We start from the raw sequence: 18270 nt of genomic DNA on the forward strand, positions 1-18270 counted from the left end.
CATATCACTTAAATTGTAATTTAATCTAGCCTAAGGCTTTTGCCTTGGGTTAAAACAAAAAATAAATGAAATCTAAACTCATTGCGGCTGTATTGGCCATTACTTTGGGCTTTTTAGGGGCTCATAAATTCTATTTAGGAAGGACCAAACAAGCTGTTTTATATATGACCTTATTTTGGACCACGATACCAGCGCTATTGGCCTTAGTAGACTTTTTTGTCTTGATATTCATGAGTGATGATCTGTTTGAGCAGACCTATATGCCAGAGTTTTATCGGACCAAGATAGAGGCGCTTCGCCGAGAGAATGACAAAAACAAAAAAGAAAATGAAAAGATGAGACGGGAAGTGCATGCGGCATCTATCGAAAATCAATATCAGGAAAAATACGCGCAGGCAATCGCCGATGAGAAGGTTTGGATTGGGATGAACAAAGAAATGCTCATAGCAGCTTTTGGCTATCCAGAAAAAGAGAAAAAGCATTTGACCAAAGAGGGCACAAATGAAAGGTATTATTATGGAGAATATCCCCACCCTCAAGGGCATAGGGCTTATCGCTTAGAGGTTCAGCTAGAAAATGAAGAAGTAATTGGAATAAAAGAGTTGTAGTTTTTTGGGACCTCCGCTGCGGCTTTGCCTTGCGGCGCTACGTTCCGCAGCTCGCTATTCGCTCGGCCCTGCGCGGGCTAAGGCCCGCTTGGTCTGGCCTTCGGCCACTGCTACACATCGCTAGGCCGTTTGGCCTTCGGCCATTGGGACAAGATATAGGCTAGATGATGCTGGGCCTTGGCCCTAGGGGAGTTCTAGGAGTTCCCAAGCGATAATACTGCGGTCATCAGAGGCGGAGAGTAGGAGTTGGTCATTGGCCCAGAGCAGGGCATTGACGGAATTGATATGGCCGCCACGGGGAGCATCAATTACCTTGAGCAGTTTAAAATCGGGTAGAGACCAGAGTTTTAGGGTTTTGTCTCGGCTGGCGCTAGCTAGGTAGCGCCCATTTGGCGAGATAGCGAGATCATTTACAGTAAAAAGGTGAGCGGCTTGGGTGGGCAGTTCTTCCTTCGTCTTTTGGGTCCAGACTCTAAAGAAGGCATCACGGCCACCAGAGAGCAGGTAGTTGGGGGTTTGGGCTAGGCAAAAGATAGAAGCCTGATGGGCTTGGGGGATTTGTTGTTTAAGTTCTAGGGTTTGGGCATCTAAGAAAAAGAGATGGCCTTGGCTACCGCCAACGACAAGCTCACTTTGATTAGGCGAGATGGCGCGTAGGCTTTGGTGGCTAAGTTTCCAGCTTGTTTGTGGTCGAAAGCTTTGTTTGGACCAAAGGGAGAGTTGGCCATCGCCTCCGGCGCTGAGGAAATTGCCATTGGACCAAGGAAGTAGGGCAAAGACTCCTTTTTCGTGTGCTCTTTTTTGTTGGACCAATTGTTTTTTGGGGTAGTTAATCAGGTGGATGTCCCCATTTTGGTCGCCAAGAACGATTTCGCTTGCATTGAGCAGGGCCATAGAAAAGATGGGGCCTTCTAGTTGGGCGAGGACGTGGCCATCGCCTAGGGGGGAGAGGGGCCAATTCACCAGATAGCCATCGCCAGCGGCAGAGAAAAAGCTTTGTTTGTCGGGGGCCAATAAAAGGGCGTAAATGGCGCCTTTATGGCCAAGCAGTTGTTTTTTTCGGATAAGTTCTACAGGCATAAGCAAGAGTGGAATAGACCAAATTAGCCCCGCAGCATAGTGGCGGCCGCCCGTTATAGTGGGGCGGCCGGGCCCAAAAAAATAAGATTAGTTACAGTTTTCTACACATTGACCATTTTTGTCAATATAGATCCATTTGTTTTCGCCTTGGCGCATGGCCTTGGCTTTTCCGCCTTTGAAGGGGCCAGCATGCAAAAACTGATAAGGGATAACGACTTCTCCTTGGGCGTTGATATAGCCCCATTTGGCATCTTCGATGGCTACATTGGCTAGGCCTTCATTGAAGGGGAGTTCGAGGGGGTTGGGGGAGTAGACATTGACCTCACGGAATTGAGGAGCGACAACGATTTCTCCTTTAGTATTCATAAAGCCCCATTTGCCTTCATAGACAAAGCCAAGTAGTCCCTCGCCGACGGGGGTAATGATATCGTATTTTGGTTCGATTAGGACCTTGCCATTGACATCAAGGATGCCGTGGCGGCCTTTTTGTTCATCGTAAAACATGATTGTGCCTTCAGAGACTGCACCTAGAGCCATATAGGCGCAGGGAATAGTGAGTTCTCCTTTTTTATTGATCAGGCCATATTTCCCATTTTTGGAGACAACAGCATAGCCTTCATTATAGCCTAAGAACTCATCAAAAAGGCTAGTATCTTTGACCGTATTGGCGCCGCAATTTACTCGTTGAAGGTTGAGATTACCGATGAAGTCCTTGGTGTTTCGGTTAATTACCTGTAGTGAATTTTCTTGAAAGGACCAGGTTTCGTATTGGGTTTCTTTTTCGTTGGTTCGGCGTTTAGATTGGCAGATGACTTCTACATCATAGTTGCCATCCTTCATTTTTTTACCTTGGATATCTAGCTGGAAGCGTTCGTTGTATTGTTGGTTGAAGCGGTAGCCCGTGCCTGAAATGCGGTCTCCGTTAATAGCAAGGTTAAGGCGTTCTTCCCAGAGGTCTTGGGTCGTTTGGTAGCAGCCTGCTTTGGGGGCTTGACCGGGTTGGCTCGTTGTTTTTGGGGAGTCGTTATTGGTTTCGCTTTGCTCAGAATTGCAGGCGGTTAGGCAAAAAAAGCTGAGCAAGAAGAGGTAGCAATAGGCGTTAAACTTCATTTTAATATTGGTTTGTATGCGCTTGATATAAGTGTAACCGATTGGTTTTCGGAAAGGACAATTATCGTTAATTTTTTTGGGATTTTTTTCTGTGAGTAGATATTTCCTTAAGGCTAGAGGGAACTGAATTAAATGAACAGTCCGTTTAAAAGCGCTGTGGATTTCAGTCAACTTCCCTATCTTTAGGCGGCAAATGGGTATGTATTAGAAATCCCTTTATTTACTTGGAAGTAGTTGGTTACTTCTACATTACTAACCTCAATACTTAATAGTTATGAGACAACAACTATCATTATTTATTTTTGCTTTTGCCCTTGGTCTTTTTGTTATTTCCTGCGGGGGTAAAAAAGTAGATGGCGACAGCTTGAGTCGGATTCCGGCTTCTGAGAATGCTGTATTTTCAGTAAACTGGAGTCAGCTGTTGGAGAAGGCTGGACCAGAACAGCTTTTGGCTTCGGTTGAAAAAGCTGGTGCTAAGTCTAAGCAGGAAGATGTTCAAATTCTCAAAGAATTGATTCTGGACCCTGCTTCTAAGGGTTTGGATGTTAAGAAAAGCGCTTATGGTTATCTTTCTTTAGAAGGAGAAGAGCCCATGGGGACAGTGATGCTCCCAATTGCTGATGCAAAGAAGTTTGAAGAGTTTTTGGGGGCGAGCAAAACGCTGGCCACAGAAAAAAAAGAGGGCTATACCTTAATCAATGAAAAAGATGCTAAAGGCGACAAAGATGTTGTTGTCGGTTTTGATGGTGCTTTTCTAGTAGTTTGTTGGGGAGAAGGCGATTTGTCTACTCGTCTAGCTAACTTCTTTGGAAGCAAGCCTGAAAAATCTATGGCCGATAATGCGGATCTCAAAAGCTTGTTGAGCCAAGGCAATGATGTTAATTTTTGGGTAAATAGCACAGGCCTTTATAATATAGCCAAAAAAGACCCTAGCAATCAACAGACTGTAATGGGCTTGTCTTTTTTGGGCTTGGATGCTAAAAAGCTAGATGATAATAACATTGGTATGAGCATGAACTTTGAAAAGGGCAAAATGGTCATGAACGCCAAGGGGAACTTCAATGAAAAGCTGGAAAAAGAGTTTGGAAAACTCTTTGCCAAAGGAGTGAGCAAGGATTTCCGTCAGTTTATTCCCAAAACAGATTATATAGGTGCTGTGGCTCTTTCTTTGAATACAGAGGAGTTGTATAACTACTTAGATGGTCGTGGACTTACTGCTATGGCGGATATGCAAATGAAAGCTATGGGGCTTAATACCAAAGAGATTTTGGGGAGTTTGACAGGAAATGTAGTGATCGCTTCTTATGAAAATAAGGGCAGTAACTTCCGTGAACTTCCTACACTAACCATTGTAGAGCTTAAGGATCAGGCAATCATTGATAAGCTGGTACGCTTGTCTAAAAAGAATGGTTTGGTTCTGACTAAAAAAGGCAATCGCATTTATTCAGAGAGAGTGCCTGAGGCAGGTACGCTTTTGCTCAAGGATAATTTTGCCATTTTCTCTAATAGCACAGCATTATTAGAGCAAGTAGAAAAAGTTTTGGCTAGTGGTGACCAACTAGAGTCGGCTAAATTTAAAAAGCTTAGCGAAGGTTGTATAGTTGTTGACTTTACGGACTTCCAACAGTATATGAACTTTATAAATGCTCAACGCAGTCCATTTGGGAGTAGCCAAAATGATACGGAACTGCTAAAGGGGGCAAGAGTTAGTGTCAAGGGCAGCAATATGGAGTATGTGATGCAAGCCAAAGATGAAAAAACCAATATCCTTAAGCAGATGATGGAAAAAGAGGCGAATAAATAAATACCTTGTTTTTTCTGCTAGAGGCGGGCCTGCAATTGCAGGCCCGCCTTTTTGTTTGCCCAAAAAGAACTGTGGATCTCCAACAACTTCTTTATCTTTGGCCCTCAAATAATAGCAAATTGAGTTTACTGAAAAAATTAGCGGGACAAACAGTGATCTATGGCCTGAGTAGCATCCTAAGCCGCCTTTTGTCCTTTGTCATCCTTACGCCTTATCTAACCTATAAGTTTGAGCGGGTTGATTTTGCCATACAAACGGACCTTTATGTTTGGGCGGCTTTTCTTTTGGTCCTGCTTACGCACCGCATGGAAACAGCCCTTTTTCGCTTTGGCGCCAAGGCCGAAGACCGAAATCAAGCGTTTCGAACAGCGGCCTTTTCGGTCCTTTTTCATACGGGCATTATTATAGGGAGCTTAGCGCTTTTGGGACCAAGTTTAGCCCGTTGGTTGGCTTATCCAGAATTTACGCATTATGTTTACCTCATGCTGGGCATTATTGGCTTTGATGCCCTGATGGCCCTACCTTTTGCCCGTTTGCGTTTGGCGGGAAAAGCAATACCCTTTGCGGCCCTGAAGATCTTAAATCTATTGATTTATTTGGGCGCCTTGCTCTTCTTTTTGGAGCTAGGGCCAAGCTTGGCCCAGTCGGACAACCTAGGCGCAGCCTATTGGTTTGATCCCAATTTGGGAATTGGCTATTTGTTCGTGGCCAATCTACTGGCCAATTTTATCTGTTTTCTTTTCCTTTTGCCGCAATACCGATTTTTGTTGCAAAAGCCCAAGGATAGCTCTTACTTTGACCCTGTACTTTGGAAAAAGATGATGCGCTATGCGCTGCCCCTAATCTTTGCGGGTTTTGCTAGCATGATTAACGAATTGGCCGACCGAAGCTTGCTTAAAGTTTTGTTGCCAGGAACCATAGACGAGCGCTTGGCCCAAATGGGGGTCTATTCTGCCGCCTATAAGCTGGCCGTTTTTATGAATCTCTTTACCCAAGCCTTTAATTATGCGGCCGAACCTTTCTTTTTTAGACAGGCCGCCGCCAAGCAAGATAAAGCCATTTATGCTCAGGTGGCCCGCTTGTTTACTTTGGTGGGCGCACTGGCCTTTGTGAGCTTGGTCTGCTTTATGGATCTCATTCAGTACTTTTTGGGCCAAGATTTTCGAGAGGGGATTGGGGTGGTGCCCATTCTGCTTATGGCCAACCTCTTTTTGGGCCTCTATTACAATTTTGCCATCTGGTTCAAACTATCCGATCGTACGCAATATGGCGCCTATATTGCCGTTTTTGGTGCGGGAATTACGCTTACACTCAACTTTTTGCTCATTCCCGTTTTGGGCTATTGGGCTTCGGCTTGGGCCACTTTGGCCTGCTATTTTGCCATGAGCATGACGGCCTACTACTTGGGCCAAAAGCACTATCCCATTCCTTACCCGTTACAAAGCATCTTTTTTTATATCTTTGCAGCCCTCGGCAGCGTTTGTTTATTTTGGGGATTAAAGGCCTATGTATTGCCCAAAGGCCCTATCCAATACATTTTTTCGGCCCTTTGCTGCCTTTTGTTCTTGGGCCTCGTCTTCTTAAAGGATCGGCGCTGGCTATTGTCCATCTTCCGACCCAAATCTGCCTAACTTATGCAAGTAAAAATTATCAATCGCTCTAACTTCCCTTTGCCTAGCTACAAAACTTTGGGTAGCGCAGGCATGGACCTTCGGGCCAATATTGAGGCGCCTATCCGCCTAGGAAGCCTAGAACGCACGCTAGTTCCTACCGGATTGTTTATGGAGTTGCCCCAAGGCTATGAGGCGCAAGTGCGTCCCCGCTCTGGTTTGGCCCTCAAAAAAGGCCTTTCTGTTCCCAATGCCCCAGGCACCATTGATAGCGATTATCGCGGAGAAATTGGCGTGATTCTCGTCAACTTATCCAAGGACGAAATTGAAATTGCTCCAGGCGAACGAATTGCCCAATTGGTCGTAGCCCAATACCAAAAAATTAGCTGGCAAGCCGTAGAAAGCCTAGACCAAAGCGAAAGAGGTACAGGCGGTTTCGGTAGTACAGGCGTTCAATAAATACTTTTTAGTTCCCTAAAAAACTTACTATATTAGGCCGAAATTTTTTATGTTTTTTGGGGCCTCCTGCCTACGGCAGGCGCTACGTTCCGCAGCTCGCAGGTCTGCTCGGCCCTTCGGCCTACGGCCTCGGTCTGCCGCTGCGCCACACTGCTGCACATCGCTAGGCCAGCTCAACAAAATGGCTAGCTTTGGGCCATTGGCTTCGGCCGCTGGACTCCAGCAAGGCATTCTAATCATCTTCAATTGACTATTCTAGGAAATAAACTAAGCAAAAAATGAAACTCATTATACCCATGGCTGGAAGAGGGACCCGTTTGCGTCCTCACTCTATTACTGTTCCTAAACCTTTGGTCTCTGTGGCTGGAAAGCCCATTGTAGCCCGCTTGGTAGAGGATTTGGCCAAAGCTTGCCCAGAACCCATCGATGAAATTGCCTTTATCATTGGCGATTTTGGCGAGCAGGTAGAAGGCGAACTCAAAGCCTTGGCCCAAAGCCTAGGCGCTAAGGGAAGCATCTACCAGCAAACAGAAAAATTGGGAACAGCTCACGCTATTCTCTGCGCTAAAGAAAGCTTGCAAGGACCGGTTATCGTCGCTTTTGCCGATACGCTCTTCCAATCGAATTTTAAGCTCAATATGGAAGAAGATGGCCTGATTTGGGTCAAAAAAGTAGCCGATCCCTCCGCTTATGGTGTAGTGAAATTGGACCAATCAGGTTATGTCACTGACTTTGTCGAGAAGCCCAGCACTTTCGTTTCTGATTTGGCTATTGTAGGTATTTACTACTTCCAAAGTGCCGAAAACTTGGAGAAAGAACTCCAATATTTAGTAGATAACAACATTATGGACCGAGGCGAGTACCAATTGACCAATGCCTTGGAAAATATGAAAAATAAGGGCCTTAAATTCTCTACTAGCCGCATTGATGAGTGGTTGGATTGTGGCAACAAAAAAGCTGTAGTTTACGCTAACCAGCGTGTATTAGAAATTAAGGAGGATGCGGCCCAAATCGCTAGCGATTTGAAACAATCTAATAGTGTGGTGATTCCACCTTGCTTTATTGGCGAGGGCGTTGTTTTAGAAAATGCGGTAGTAGGTCCACATGCTTCTATTGGCAAGGGCAGCCTAATTCGCAACTCTATTGTTCAAAATAGCTTGATTCAAGAAAATTCTCAGGTGGAAGATGCCGTTTTGAGAGATACGATGCTAGGCGCTCATGTAAAATACAAGGGCCAAGCACAAGCTTTGAGCTTGGGCGATTACTCGGAATATAGCTGCTAAGTAGCTATTTGGTCCAAAGAAAAGGGCGCTTGTCTGTAACAGACAAGCGCCCTTTTGCATTCCTACAGGCCCGAAGGGCCGCAGGCCTAGCGATGTGCAGCAGTGGCCGCAGGCCAGACCGAGCTGCTGAAAGCGGCGAAGGGCCGAGCGAATAGCGAGCTGCGAAACGTAGCGCCGCAAGGCCGCAGGCCGCAGCGGAGGCCCCAAAATAGTCTTTTAATAATCACGATTTTCAAGTAGGTTTTCCCAGTAATCTTGTTCTTCTTCTGATAGGCCGCAATTGTATAAGCCTATATAGTATAGCTTAGTGAGTTTTTTAAAGCTAAGGGGGATTTCTTTAATATTGGGGTTGTTATCGAGGTCTAGGCTGTTCAGATTTTTTAGTTGAGCGATGCTAGGGGTTAAGGTCTGTAATTGGTTATCTTCGAGATATAGGCTATTGAGTTTTTGCAGTTGGCCAATAGAGTTGGGGAGATATTTTAAGCGATTATGGCTTAGCATTAACTGAGTTAAGGATTGTAGTTGGCCCATGCAGCTAGGGAGTTCTAGCAGCTTATTTGCTTTGAGGTCTAGGGTATGTAACTTTTTGAGATCGCAGATTCCATCGGGCAGTTTTTGTAAGCCACAATCATGGAGGTATACAGCTTTTAATTGCTGGAGTTGCTTTATTTTGGGGCTAAGGAATTGGATTTTAGGGTTGGAGCTAAGGTCTACTAATCTTAGCTTTTTAGCCTCAAAAAGGCTGTTGGGGATTTCTTCTAGTTGATTTTTGTAGAGGAGTAATTGTTCTAGGTCTTTGAAGTGGGCAAAATTGAGGGGGATTGTTTTTAGTTGGTTGTCGCTGACTTGTAAGATCTTAAGCTTTTTACATTCTTCTAGTTGTTTGGGGAGTTCTTTTAGTTGATTATTACTTAATTCTAGTTGGCTTAACTGCTTTAAATGGCCCAGTTGAGGGGCTAGTTTTTTGAACTGATTCTCATTGAGAAAAAGGGCTTGGAGTTGGCTTAGTGTATAAAAACTAGGGGGGAGGCTTTGGAGTTTGTTTCTTGTTAAGTTAATAGCTTTTAGTTGTTGGAGTTGGCCAATGTTATTGGGAAGTTCTGTAAGTTGACAGTGGCTGAGGTCTAGTTCTTGGAGTTTTTTGAGTTGGTCAAAACTTTCGGGCAGTTGCTGGATAGCGACTCTAGAAAGAGATAGAACTTGTAGTTGTTTAAATTTTTGGAGGAGCAGAAGCTCTTCATGCTTTATAGATAAGCCGTTAAGGATTAGAAATTTTATTTTTTTGGGCAGCCTGCTAATCAAGAAGAAGCTCTTGTTTTCTTCTGTATAAGATTGATTATTGAATCGGTAGAGCTTTTTCCATTTTTTTGCGGCTAGGGGGAGCTCTTTTAGGCTAACCTCTTCGAGCAGCAGTTGTTCTATTTTGGGCCAGAGTTTTTTTGATTTGGGCAGCTGTTCAATTGCTGCTCTAGCGAGATTGAGATAGCGTAAATTTTTGAGTGGCGCCAGAAAATCTACTGATTTGAGGTTGTCAAAATTCCCAGCTAAGTTAAGGTATTCTAGTTGGTCAAATTTTTCTAAAATGGTCAATCCTAGGCTATCTTCATAGAGGGCATAAATATTATGTTCTTCAAAACCTTGAAGTTCAAGGTCTAGGGCGTTCAAGGCCTTGAGGTCTAGTAAGGGGGCTAAGTCGTTGCTGATACGATCTTTCCAGGATAAGCGTTTGAGTTGGCTTAGGGCTGAAACGGTTTCGCCTAAACTGTCTATAGGCAAAAAATCTAGATATAAGGTATGGAGTTGGGGTAAAAGGGCGAGCTCTTTAGGAACTCGATAAAAGTCATTGGCTCCAAGGTCAAGTTCTTCTAATTGACTGAGGGCTTGAATTTCTTTAGGTAAATGACGCAAGCTACCGCCCTCCAAATTGAGTACTTTTAGGTTTTTGAGGTATTTAATTTCTCGGTGCAGACGGCTATTGTCTAGGTCAATTTTTAAAAATACCAATTGCGTTTGTTGCAAAAGGGCCGAGGGTAAACCCAAAAGGAATGAAATCTCTCTATAATCAACAGGACCTAAGCTTTTTGCAGAAAAGTCTACAGCTTTAATCTCTGCTCCCAACTCTTCTATCGTACGAGCCAAGGGCCAAAGTTCTCCCTCCAAACTACCAATATAAAACTTATCCCCATCTTGCAACTCTAGATATCCTTTGAAGTTACTCGGCCAAATTTGATCAAATGCTTGCTTGAAAACAGGCTGCCCATTTAGATGAAATAGCTGCATTTTACCTTGGGGTTGTTCTTTGAGCCAGACTTGTTGTCCCCAGGCTAATTCGATTAGATGATCATGGTAATTTGGCGTTTCAAATAGGCTGTAGGGTTGCCCAAAAAGGGGAGCGCTCAGTAGCAAACAGAGCAATAGGAGTTGTTTCATGTTCTTTATTTTTTATGAGTTGAATCCTAAAGTTGCAATTACTCAGGCATGGTAATGCGCATTTCATTATTCTTATACTGTTGGCTCTTGAGTAAGGGCTTCACCAATTCCTTGATTTCCTTATGCAAAACTTCCATCAAACGCAATTTCGCATAAGGTCGATAAAAAGCTAAACTAATTTCTCGAACAGGAACGGGCCGCTCAAAATAAGCCAAACGCTGCTGCCGCTCTTCCGAAAGTTGTTGGAGATAAAGCTCTGGAACTAAAGTTAATCCCCCCATCTGATCCACTAGAGGCAATAAACAATCAAAAGAGTTAATCCCCAATTTTAAGTTGGGCCAAGGATTCTCTTTTTGTCGCAACTGACAAAGGTCCAGCATCTGCTCTCGCAAACAATTGCCTTCTTCCAATAACCAAAGGGGGCGCTCCAATAAAATATCAGGAGTTGTATAGCGCTTAATTTGCTCCTCTGCACTGCCATAAACTAAAAGTAATTCATAATAGAGTACCCAATCTTCTATGCTGTTATCTTTCAAGGGAGTACTCAAAATAGCCAAATCTAACTCGCCCCGCTTAAGTTGTTCGGTCAAGCTGGCCGTGGGGGCTTCAATGATTTCTAATTCTACCTCTGGATACTTCCCCAAAAAAGGCCGCAGAAAAATAGGAAGCAAACTACTACTAATCGTTGGAATAATTCCTAAACGTAGCTGTCCAGCCACTTTTTGCTTAACGTTTCGAGCCAAATCATAAAAATTATCCGCTTCCGATAAAATTCGCCTAGCGGCCATAATCAACTCCTGTCCACAATCTGTTGTGACTAAAGGCTGGGTCTTTCGATCAAATATCATTACACCCAATTCTTTCTCCAATTTCCCAATCATACTACTCAAGGTGGCCTGACTCAAATCAAGCTCTTCTGCCGCCTTGCTAAATTGCTTGTGCCGATCTACGGCAATAATGTAACGCAGTTGCTGTAATTTCAAGGTATTAGTTTTTGTAATAGGGTGTATAAGATTTATAATTTTTACTTATAAATAGGCTGCCCTATCTTTGTATTAACAAAAGAAAGCTAGTGGCCAAAAGATAGTTATTAGTTTTTGTTATACAGCCTATAGTTTACATCATTTTTAATTATATAGCCCTCGCTTTATCTTTGTATCAACAACTAAAAAATCACTTTAAATAAAATACCAATTATGGAAAATCCCACTGAAGTAAATTTCAACCCCATGCCTCGTATTGGCGATCAAGCCCCTGATTTTGTGGCACAAACCACTACGGGCCCCATGAAATTTTCGGAATACGCAAAGGATAAATGGACCATCCTCTTTTCGCATCCCGCCGATTTTACTCCTGTTTGCACTACCGAAATGAGTGGTTTTGCTATCCGCCAAGAGGAATTTAAGGCACTAAATACGGAGCTCGTTGGATTAAGTATCGATAGCCTTCACGCTCACCTCGCTTGGGTCAATAATGTGCGCAATAATATGGGGGTCTACCTCAATTTTCCCATCATCGCCGATATCGACATGAAGGTCTCTAAGCTTTACGGTATGCTTCAACCCAACGAAAGCGAAACGGCTGCCGTACGCGCTGTTTTCTTTATCGACCCCAATAAAAAAATCCGCTTGATTATGTATTACCCACTCAATGTAGGCCGCAATATGGACGAAATTCTCCGAGCCCTCGAGGCCCTACAAGTTTCCGATGAACATAAGGTGGCTATGCCTCTAGATTGGCGCAAAGGCGATAAGGTAATCGTTCCCCCACCCAAAACTTTGGCCGAAATGGATGCTCGCATTGCAGATACTTCTTGCGAAAAGGTAGATTTTTATCTCGCGAAGAAGTCGCTTTAAGTTCTTATTTTTTAGAAGGGCTGCCCCTCGCTTCGCTCGGGTCGGGCTGTCTCGCAGCTCGCTCTTCGCTCGGCCCTGCGCGGGCTTTGCCCGCTGGGTCTGGCCTTCGGCCACTGCTGCCCATCCCTCAGCCTGCGGCCCTTCGGGCCTGCAAAACGCAGAGAACCAAATTTGTCACTCCAATTATTTTTTCCCAAACCTGAGGAGCTTCTCCTCCCAATATTCTAAGCTATGTTTTTTAAGCACATTTATGATAAAAGTTTGGCTCAAGCTAGCTACATGATCGCTTGCCAAAAAGCAGGCGTGGCCGCTGTAATAGACCCCAAACGAGATGTAGACACTTATCTGGAGATAGCCAAGCAAGAAGGCTTTCGCATTACCCATATTCTAGAAACACATATTCATGCAGATTTTTTGGCCGGTAGCCGAGAATTGGCCGAACTTACAGGGGCCAAAATGTACCTCTCTGCAGAAGGCGGAGAGGGCTGGGAATACGAGTTTCCCCATGAAGGCTTAAAAGATGGAGACGAATTTTGGTTGGGGAATCTTAAATTTGAAGTTTGGCATACCCCCGGTCATACCCCCGAAAGTATCAGCTTTTTACTGACCGATACACCCGCTACAGAAGAACCTGTAATGCTCTTTACTGGAGATTTTGTCTTTGTTGGTGATATCGGACGCCCTGATTTGCTAGAAAAAGCAGCAGGAATTAAAGGCACCCAAGATGAAGGAGCCAAACAGATGCTGGCTTCTGTCCGTCGTTTCAAGGAATTACCCGATTTTATTCAGCTTTGGCCCGGACATGGTGCGGGATCGGCCTGTGGTAAGGCCTTGGGCGCAGTACCTAGTAGTACTGTAGGCTATGAGAAAATCCGTAACTGGGCCTGCCAATTAGCCGATGACGATAAAGCTTTTACCGATTTCTTGCTAGAGGATCAACCCGAACCACCCAAGTACTTTGCTAAAATGAAATTGCTCAACAGAGTGGAGCGCCCTTTACTTACTGAGTTGGCTACCGCCCAAGAATTAGATTGGCCTGTTGTGGCTGCGGCTATGCAAGCAGGTGTCCCTTTGATTGATGCGCGTCCCCGAACAGAAGTAGAAACTCAAGGTTTTATTCCTGGAACAATCAATATCCAACATAATAATGCCTTTTCTACTTGGGCCGGTTGGTTCCTTGACTATGATAAGGAGTTTATGCTCTTAGCCGCTGAGGACCAAATTGATGAACTTCGCCGAAAACTTATGCGTATAGGTCTCGATAATTTCAAGGGCTTTGTTGCTTCTACCAATGCTTATCAGCAAGAACTACATCAGCCAGATATTATTACTGTGACAGAATTGAAAAAGCTAAAAGCAGATTATCGCATTTTTGATATTCGCTCAGCTAAAGAATATAAGGAGGCTCATATCGAAGGCGCAGAGCATTTCTTTTTAGGAAAACTCTATGAATTGACTAAAGATATAGACCGCAACGAAGCTATCATTTTGCATTGCCAAGGAGGTGATCGAGCAGCTATCGGATACAGTATTTTGGTTCAAATGGGCTTTAAGAATATCAAAAACTTTAGCGGGGGAATTAAGGCTTGGGTAGCCGCCCAAGAACCTTTGGTTTAATGAAAAAAAGGAGCGAATATTCGCTCCTTTTTTGTTGGGTTATTTTGGTTTTGCCCGCAGGCCAGACCGAGCCGCTGAAAGCGGCTAAGGGAATAACCGCCGCAAGGAGAAGCCGCAGCGGGGGGGCAAAAATGATATTCATAAATGCTTATTTTCTGTAGACACCTGCTGTCGCGTTGTCTCGTTTCCAGCGCAAAATGACAGACAAAATAAGGAGCAAACCAATACCACCAGCAAAAATACTGGCTAAAAAAAGCACGGCATTTCCAACGGCCCTTTCTGCTAAATAAATAGGTTGGTCAGGGCCAAATTGGATAAAAGCCGACCAAAAAATGGGGTGCGAAGCCAGACTATTTCTATTTTCAGAAAGATATTTGAGTTTTGCTCTTTGTAGGGCAGTACTTTTTTCGGCTCCTGCGGCAATTTGACGATAATAATCTTCTAATAAAACGGCCGTGCTTTCATCATCAATCTGCCAAAGACTAATTAAGGTTGTGGGGCAGCCCGCATACATAAAGGCTCTACTCAAGGCGGAACTAGTTTGTCCTCTTTTAGCGCCTTGGCAAGCTGAAAGGACGGTCAAATCAGCCGAAATGGGCAAATTCATAATCTCTTCAGCTTGAAGTAAGTCATCCTCTTGCTTATGAGTGATATTAGAAAAAGCAAGGGCTGATTCTAGCGGCTGCCTAGGCTCTTGTAGGCTGTGCAACGCCAAATGGATCACCGCATAGCGGTTAACATTTGCCTTGAAATTGGCCTCTGTTGCCAAACTGTCGAGTAAAAAACGGCCCTCAAATTGCCGAGCGAGCCGCCCAATTTCAAGTCGTTTTTTGGGTAATACAGCTAATTTTCGTCCCTGATCCTGCTGGTAAGTCCCTGCAATGGCTAATAGTTGCCCTCCCTTTTGAGGCAAACTATCTTGCTCTTGCAAAAAGAGATTACTGCTGTAATGATAAAAAATGGCTTTTTCTCGAAATAAGTAAGGCAGATCGCCAAAACGCTTTCTTCCAGCAGGTTGATGGAGTAAAACTTCAAAAGGCAATTGATATAATGGACCATCAGGAATAATCAATAGCTTTTTTCGCATGGGCAAAAGACTAACCACCGGAGCCAAAAATCGAGCATACAAAGCCGAGGATTCTTGGATAAAAGGACCTAAAAGGTCGGGCTCACCTAGGCTCAATCGCTCGGGATCACTCAACTGCTGAACAAAATCTACAATCTGCCGCTCCCATTGCGGAGAGCGCCTACCCAAACGAAGCAATTGGGCCGTTTCTTGGTCCACATAAAACAAATAAACCATAGAATCGCCCCAGAAATACTCTAGACAGGCCGTTTTTTCTGGCAAATTGCTCTGCAAATCAGCTAAGGGATAGCGATAAAGCGTATCAGATAACTGGGCCAGTTGTTCGCTTCCAAAAATGGCTTGGTCTCTCCATTTTTGATAGGCCTGTAACCAACCGTATTTTTGAGCAATTACAGCTTTTGACAAAAAACCACGCTCTAGGTACAACTTGGCCTGAGCGAGTGATTCTTGCTGCTTTTTTACCGATAAACTGGACCAGTTCTCTTTGGTTTCTGCAAAAAATAGGTCGATTTGCTGCAAATTAAAGTTATCTGCAACAACTAAGCTATCTGTAGTTGTTTGTCCCCAAAGCTTAATCAAGGCAAAACAACAGACTAGGGTTAAGATCAGGGTTTTAAACATCTTGGGCTAAATTTAGAGGGTGGGTACTCCTAAGATACACAAAGCCTATTTGTTCTAAAAATGAAGCCTTAACTTATTGCGGTTGTTTTGCTATTTTTTGGGGCTGCCCCTCCCTACGGTCGGGTCGGGCTGTCTCGCAGCTCGCTGATCGCTCGGCCCTGCACAAAATTCGCTACGCTCATTTTGTTGGGTCTGGCCCTGCGGGCCACTGCTGCCCATCCCTCAGCCGTTGCAGGCTTTCGCCTGCCTAAGGGACCAAAATTAGCGGCCGTGCATTCTATTGAGCAGAATATTGTCTGCGGTCCAAGGGAGTTGCCCTTCAAATTCGGTTTCTCGATGTGAGCAATCTTTTTTGCTACAAAGTCGGCAAGAGCTGCTTCGGCAAGCATCCAAATGTACAAAAAGCTCTACGGGAGAGGATAGTTTTTCGCGCAAAAGGTTTTCTAGTGCTTCAATTTCTTTGTGACCTTCTCGAATATCGAAGTACCAGGGAACGGAAAGATGGCAGTCAATATGTAAATCGCTACCGTATTTAATAATGCGCAGATTATGCACATCGATCCAATTTTCTTTGCGGTTATCTTGTAAATCTTGAACAATTTTATGGACCAGTTCATAATCCAGCTCGTCCATAATGCCAGCCAAAGATTTTCGGATAATATGATAGCCCGTATAGGCAATAATTCCCCCAAAGAGAATGGCGACAATATTATCGGCTAACCTGATCCAATATGCTTCAGCAGATTGATATTGTAGAATCATGATGAGAATAAGGCCAAAAATAAGCCCTAGGGTAGAGTAGGCATCAGATTTTAGGTGTTGGCCACTGGCGACAAGGGCCAAGGAGTGGGTTTTTTTGCCTTGTTTTTCGGCTAGGTGTCCAAGTAGGTAGTTGACAGCCCCAGCAAAGGCAGTAATATAAAGCCCTAAATCGATGGGGTGGAGTTTGTAGTCTCCAGCAAATAGGCGGTAGCTGCCTTGTCCAATAATCAGTAGGCCAGCCAAGACAATGAGAGTGCCTTCTACACCAGCAGAAATAAATTCAATTTTTCCATGTCCATAAGGATGGTTTTCATCCTTGGGGCGGGCAGCTAAAATTAGGCTATACAGTCCTAATGCTCCAGCAACAACATTGATAATACTTTCTAGGGCATCGGTCAATACACTGCTGGAGTTGGTATAGAAGTAGGCCAAAAATTTGGCCGCTAAAAGCAGGGCGCCCAAAAGGACCGCCCAAGCTTGTAGACGAATATTCTGCTGGTCCAAAATATTTTATTTTTTGTGTCGGTTCCGCTTAGAAGTCGTTTTCTTTTTGGGCGTAGTCTTTTGCATATAGCTTTTGGCTTTCCCTGTAAATTGCCGTTTGCGTTTGCTGCTTTTTTGTTTCTGCTTTTGTTTGTAATCCTTTTTCTCATGAAAAGCACCTTGAAAATTGGGATCCTCCTTTCGTTTTTGGTGGTCAATTTCTTTGGCTATTTCTTGCTTTTCGTCAAAGGGCGTTTCAGGAATTTCTAAGTCTATAGGTAATTCGTAAACAGGGATAGACATTCGGATTTTCTTTTGGATCATCTGGATGTGGTATTGCTCGGCGGCTTGCGCAAAGCTAATAGCCGTTCCCGTATGGAAAGCTCTGCCTGTTCGGCCAATACGGTGGACATAATCTTCGTGTAGGCGGGGCACCTCAAAGTTAATGACATGGCTTACCTCTGGAATATCAATGCCACGGGCCATCACATCGGTGCTAACGAGCACGCGCAAAAGCCCTTCTTTAAATTCTTTGAAGGCATTGATGCGGCTATTTTGGCCCTTATTGGAGTGGATCAGGCGCATTTCGCCGTCTAGTCTGGCCCGTTGTAAAGCTTCAAAGACCTTATTGGCGCTGCGTTTAGAGCGGACAAAAATAATGACTCGATCAAAGCCCTCTTCCTGTTGAAAGAGATGGACCAAAAGGTTGAGTTTTGTCCCAAAATTGGGGGTATAATAGAGCCGTTGTTCTACGGTTTCTACGGGGGTAGCTTCTGGGGTGATTTCTACTTTATGGGGGAAATCCATAAAGTTCCAGCTAAGTTCTTCGACTTCGGGAGAGAAGGTGGCCGAAAATAGCAAATTTTGCTTTTTTCGGGGGAGTAGGTCCAAAAGGGTGTTAATTTGTGGACGGAAACCCATATCGAGCATGCGATCGGCCTCATCCAAGATCAGAATTTCTACCTTTCTGAGGTCCAGATTCATTTTCTCATAGAGTTCGAAGAGGCGGCGGGGGGTACAGACCACCATATCGGTACCTGCTTCTAGTTCTTTGGCTTGTTTTTGCCAACCTACTCCACCATAGAGGCCCACCATTTTAATATCGGTGTATTTGGCTAGTTCTTGTTGTTGTTCCAAAACCTGCAAAACCAATTCTTTGGTGGGTACCATAATAATGGCCCGAATAAAATCGGCTTGGTGATATTGTAGTTTTTGTAAAGAAGGTAGGAGATAGGCTGCTGTTTTTCCTGTTCCCGTTTGGGCAATGCCAATCAGGTGTTGGCCTCCACGAATGAGTGGAATTGCTTTTTCTTGGATGCCAGTGGGGTGTTCAAAGCCCAAATCTTCTAGGGCTTTAATATATTGAGGAGAAAGGCCAAGTGGGCCAAAATTTTCTTTAGTAATAGACATAAATCTGTAGTTAATGAGCTAGTCTTGGGCCGCTAGGCCCCTTTTTGCCC

14 protein-coding genes are annotated in these 18270 nt (G+C 44.2%); 7 read left to right on the forward strand and 7 right to left on the reverse strand.

What is annotated here, in order from left to right; all coding sequences use genetic code 11:
• Positions 1-65 precede the first annotated feature (65 nt).
• Positions 66-608, forward strand: a complete 543-nt coding sequence (locus PPO43_RS14505) for a TM2 domain-containing protein (RefSeq protein WP_272619056.1) — start codon at positions 66-68, stop codon at positions 606-608.
• Positions 609-791: 183 nt separating this feature from the next.
• Here the strand turns inward: PPO43_RS14505 and PPO43_RS14510 are convergent, their stop codons facing one another.
• Positions 792-1688: a WD40 repeat domain-containing protein gene (locus PPO43_RS14510; protein WP_272619058.1), complete on the reverse strand. Its 897-nt coding sequence runs from the start codon at positions 1686-1688 to the stop codon at positions 792-794.
• Between the two features lie 87 nt (positions 1689-1775).
• Positions 1776-2969, reverse strand: a complete 1194-nt coding sequence (locus PPO43_RS14515) for a WG repeat-containing protein (protein ID WP_272619060.1) — start codon at positions 2967-2969, stop codon at positions 1776-1778.
• 103 nt (positions 2970-3072) lie between these two features.
• Here PPO43_RS14515 and PPO43_RS14520 point away from each other — a divergent pair, with 103 nt between their 5' ends.
• From PPO43_RS14520 to PPO43_RS14535, 4 genes are all read left to right on the forward strand, one after another.
• The gene (locus PPO43_RS14520) at positions 3073-4602 is read left to right on the forward strand and encodes a DUF4836 family protein (protein WP_272619062.1); all 1530 of its coding nucleotides are present in this window, start codon (positions 3073-3075) and stop codon (positions 4600-4602) included.
• 119 nt (positions 4603-4721) lie between these two features.
• Complete coding sequence (locus tag PPO43_RS14525; protein ID WP_272619064.1) at positions 4722-6233, forward strand: lipopolysaccharide biosynthesis protein; 1512 nt, start codon at positions 4722-4724, stop codon at positions 6231-6233.
• 3 nt (positions 6234-6236) lie between these two features.
• Complete coding sequence (gene dut / locus PPO43_RS14530; protein ID WP_272619066.1) at positions 6237-6671, forward strand: dUTP diphosphatase; 435 nt, start codon at positions 6237-6239, stop codon at positions 6669-6671.
• A gap of 278 nt (positions 6672-6949) precedes the next feature.
• Positions 6950-7954 carry a sugar phosphate nucleotidyltransferase gene (locus tag PPO43_RS14535; protein WP_272619068.1) on the forward strand — a complete coding sequence of 335 codons (1005 nt, stop codon included), beginning with the start codon at positions 6950-6952 and terminating at the stop codon, positions 7952-7954.
• Between the two features lie 216 nt (positions 7955-8170).
• On the opposite strand, the gene PPO43_RS14540 is transcribed toward PPO43_RS14535, so the two are convergent.
• Together PPO43_RS14540 and PPO43_RS14545 are read right to left on the reverse strand one after the other, a co-directional pair.
• Entirely contained in the window at positions 8171-10384 is a 2214-nt protein-coding gene (locus PPO43_RS14540) for a leucine-rich repeat domain-containing protein (protein WP_272619070.1), read from the reverse strand.
• A gap of 38 nt (positions 10385-10422) precedes the next feature.
• Positions 10423-11367, reverse strand: a complete 945-nt coding sequence (locus PPO43_RS14545) for a LysR family transcriptional regulator (RefSeq protein ID WP_272619072.1) — start codon at positions 11365-11367, stop codon at positions 10423-10425.
• Positions 11368-11580: 213 nt separating this feature from the next.
• Here PPO43_RS14545 and PPO43_RS14550 point away from each other — a divergent pair, with 213 nt between their 5' ends.
• A complete protein-coding gene (locus tag PPO43_RS14550; protein WP_272619074.1) occupies positions 11581-12240 on the forward strand; it encodes a peroxiredoxin in 660 nt (219 codons plus the stop codon).
• Between the two features lie 231 nt (positions 12241-12471).
• Complete coding sequence (locus PPO43_RS14555; RefSeq protein ID WP_272619076.1) at positions 12472-13857, forward strand: MBL fold metallo-hydrolase; 1386 nt, start codon at positions 12472-12474, stop codon at positions 13855-13857.
• Between the two features lie 148 nt (positions 13858-14005).
• Here the strand turns inward: PPO43_RS14555 and PPO43_RS14560 are convergent, their stop codons facing one another.
• The 3 genes from PPO43_RS14560 to PPO43_RS14570 all read right to left on the reverse strand — a co-directional run bounded on the left by PPO43_RS14560 (position 14006) and on the right by PPO43_RS14570 (position 18220).
• Positions 14006-15565, reverse strand: coding sequence for a CHAT domain-containing protein (locus PPO43_RS14560; RefSeq protein WP_272619078.1), 1560 nt, complete (start codon positions 15563-15565; stop codon positions 14006-14008).
• Positions 15566-15826: 261 nt separating this feature from the next.
• Positions 15827-16831, reverse strand: coding sequence for a cation diffusion facilitator family transporter (locus PPO43_RS14565; protein WP_272619080.1), 1005 nt, complete (start codon positions 16829-16831; stop codon positions 15827-15829).
• Positions 16832-16837: 6 nt separating this feature from the next.
• On the reverse strand, positions 16838-18220 hold the full coding sequence (locus tag PPO43_RS14570) for a DEAD/DEAH box helicase (protein WP_272619082.1): 1383 nt from the start codon (positions 18218-18220) through the stop codon (positions 16838-16840).
• Between the last annotated feature and the right edge of the window lie 50 nt (positions 18221-18270).

Origin of the sequence: Saprospira sp. CCB-QB6 (genome assembly GCF_028464065.1) — a bacterium.
Taxonomy (GTDB): domain Bacteria; phylum Bacteroidota; class Bacteroidia; order Chitinophagales; family Saprospiraceae; genus Saprospira.

Excerpts from the sequence above, each read along its gene's own strand:
- PPO43_RS14570 (WP_272619082.1), bottom strand. The coding sequence starts at position 18,220 with ATGTCTATTACTAAAGAAAATTTTGGCCCACTTGGCCTTTCTCCTCAA.
- PPO43_RS14550 (WP_272619074.1), top strand. The coding sequence starts at position 11,581 with ATGGAAAATCCCACTGAAGTAAATTTCAACCCCATGCCTCGTATTGGC.
- PPO43_RS14555 (WP_272619076.1), top strand. The coding sequence starts at position 12,472 with ATGTTTTTTAAGCACATTTATGATAAAAGTTTGGCTCAAGCTAGCTAC.
- PPO43_RS14510 (WP_272619058.1), bottom strand. The coding sequence starts at position 1,688 with ATGCCTGTAGAACTTATCCGAAAAAAACAACTGCTTGGCCATAAAGGC.
- PPO43_RS14505 (WP_272619056.1), top strand. The coding sequence starts at position 66 with ATGAAATCTAAACTCATTGCGGCTGTATTGGCCATTACTTTGGGCTTT.
- PPO43_RS14520 (WP_272619062.1), top strand. The coding sequence starts at position 3,073 with ATGAGACAACAACTATCATTATTTATTTTTGCTTTTGCCCTTGGTCTT.
- PPO43_RS14560 (WP_272619078.1), bottom strand. The coding sequence starts at position 15,565 with ATGTTTAAAACCCTGATCTTAACCCTAGTCTGTTGTTTTGCCTTGATT.
- PPO43_RS14540 (WP_272619070.1), bottom strand. The coding sequence starts at position 10,384 with ATGAAACAACTCCTATTGCTCTGTTTGCTACTGAGCGCTCCCCTTTTT.
- PPO43_RS14535 (WP_272619068.1), top strand. The coding sequence starts at position 6,950 with ATGAAACTCATTATACCCATGGCTGGAAGAGGGACCCGTTTGCGTCCT.
- dut (WP_272619066.1), top strand. The coding sequence starts at position 6,237 with ATGCAAGTAAAAATTATCAATCGCTCTAACTTCCCTTTGCCTAGCTAC.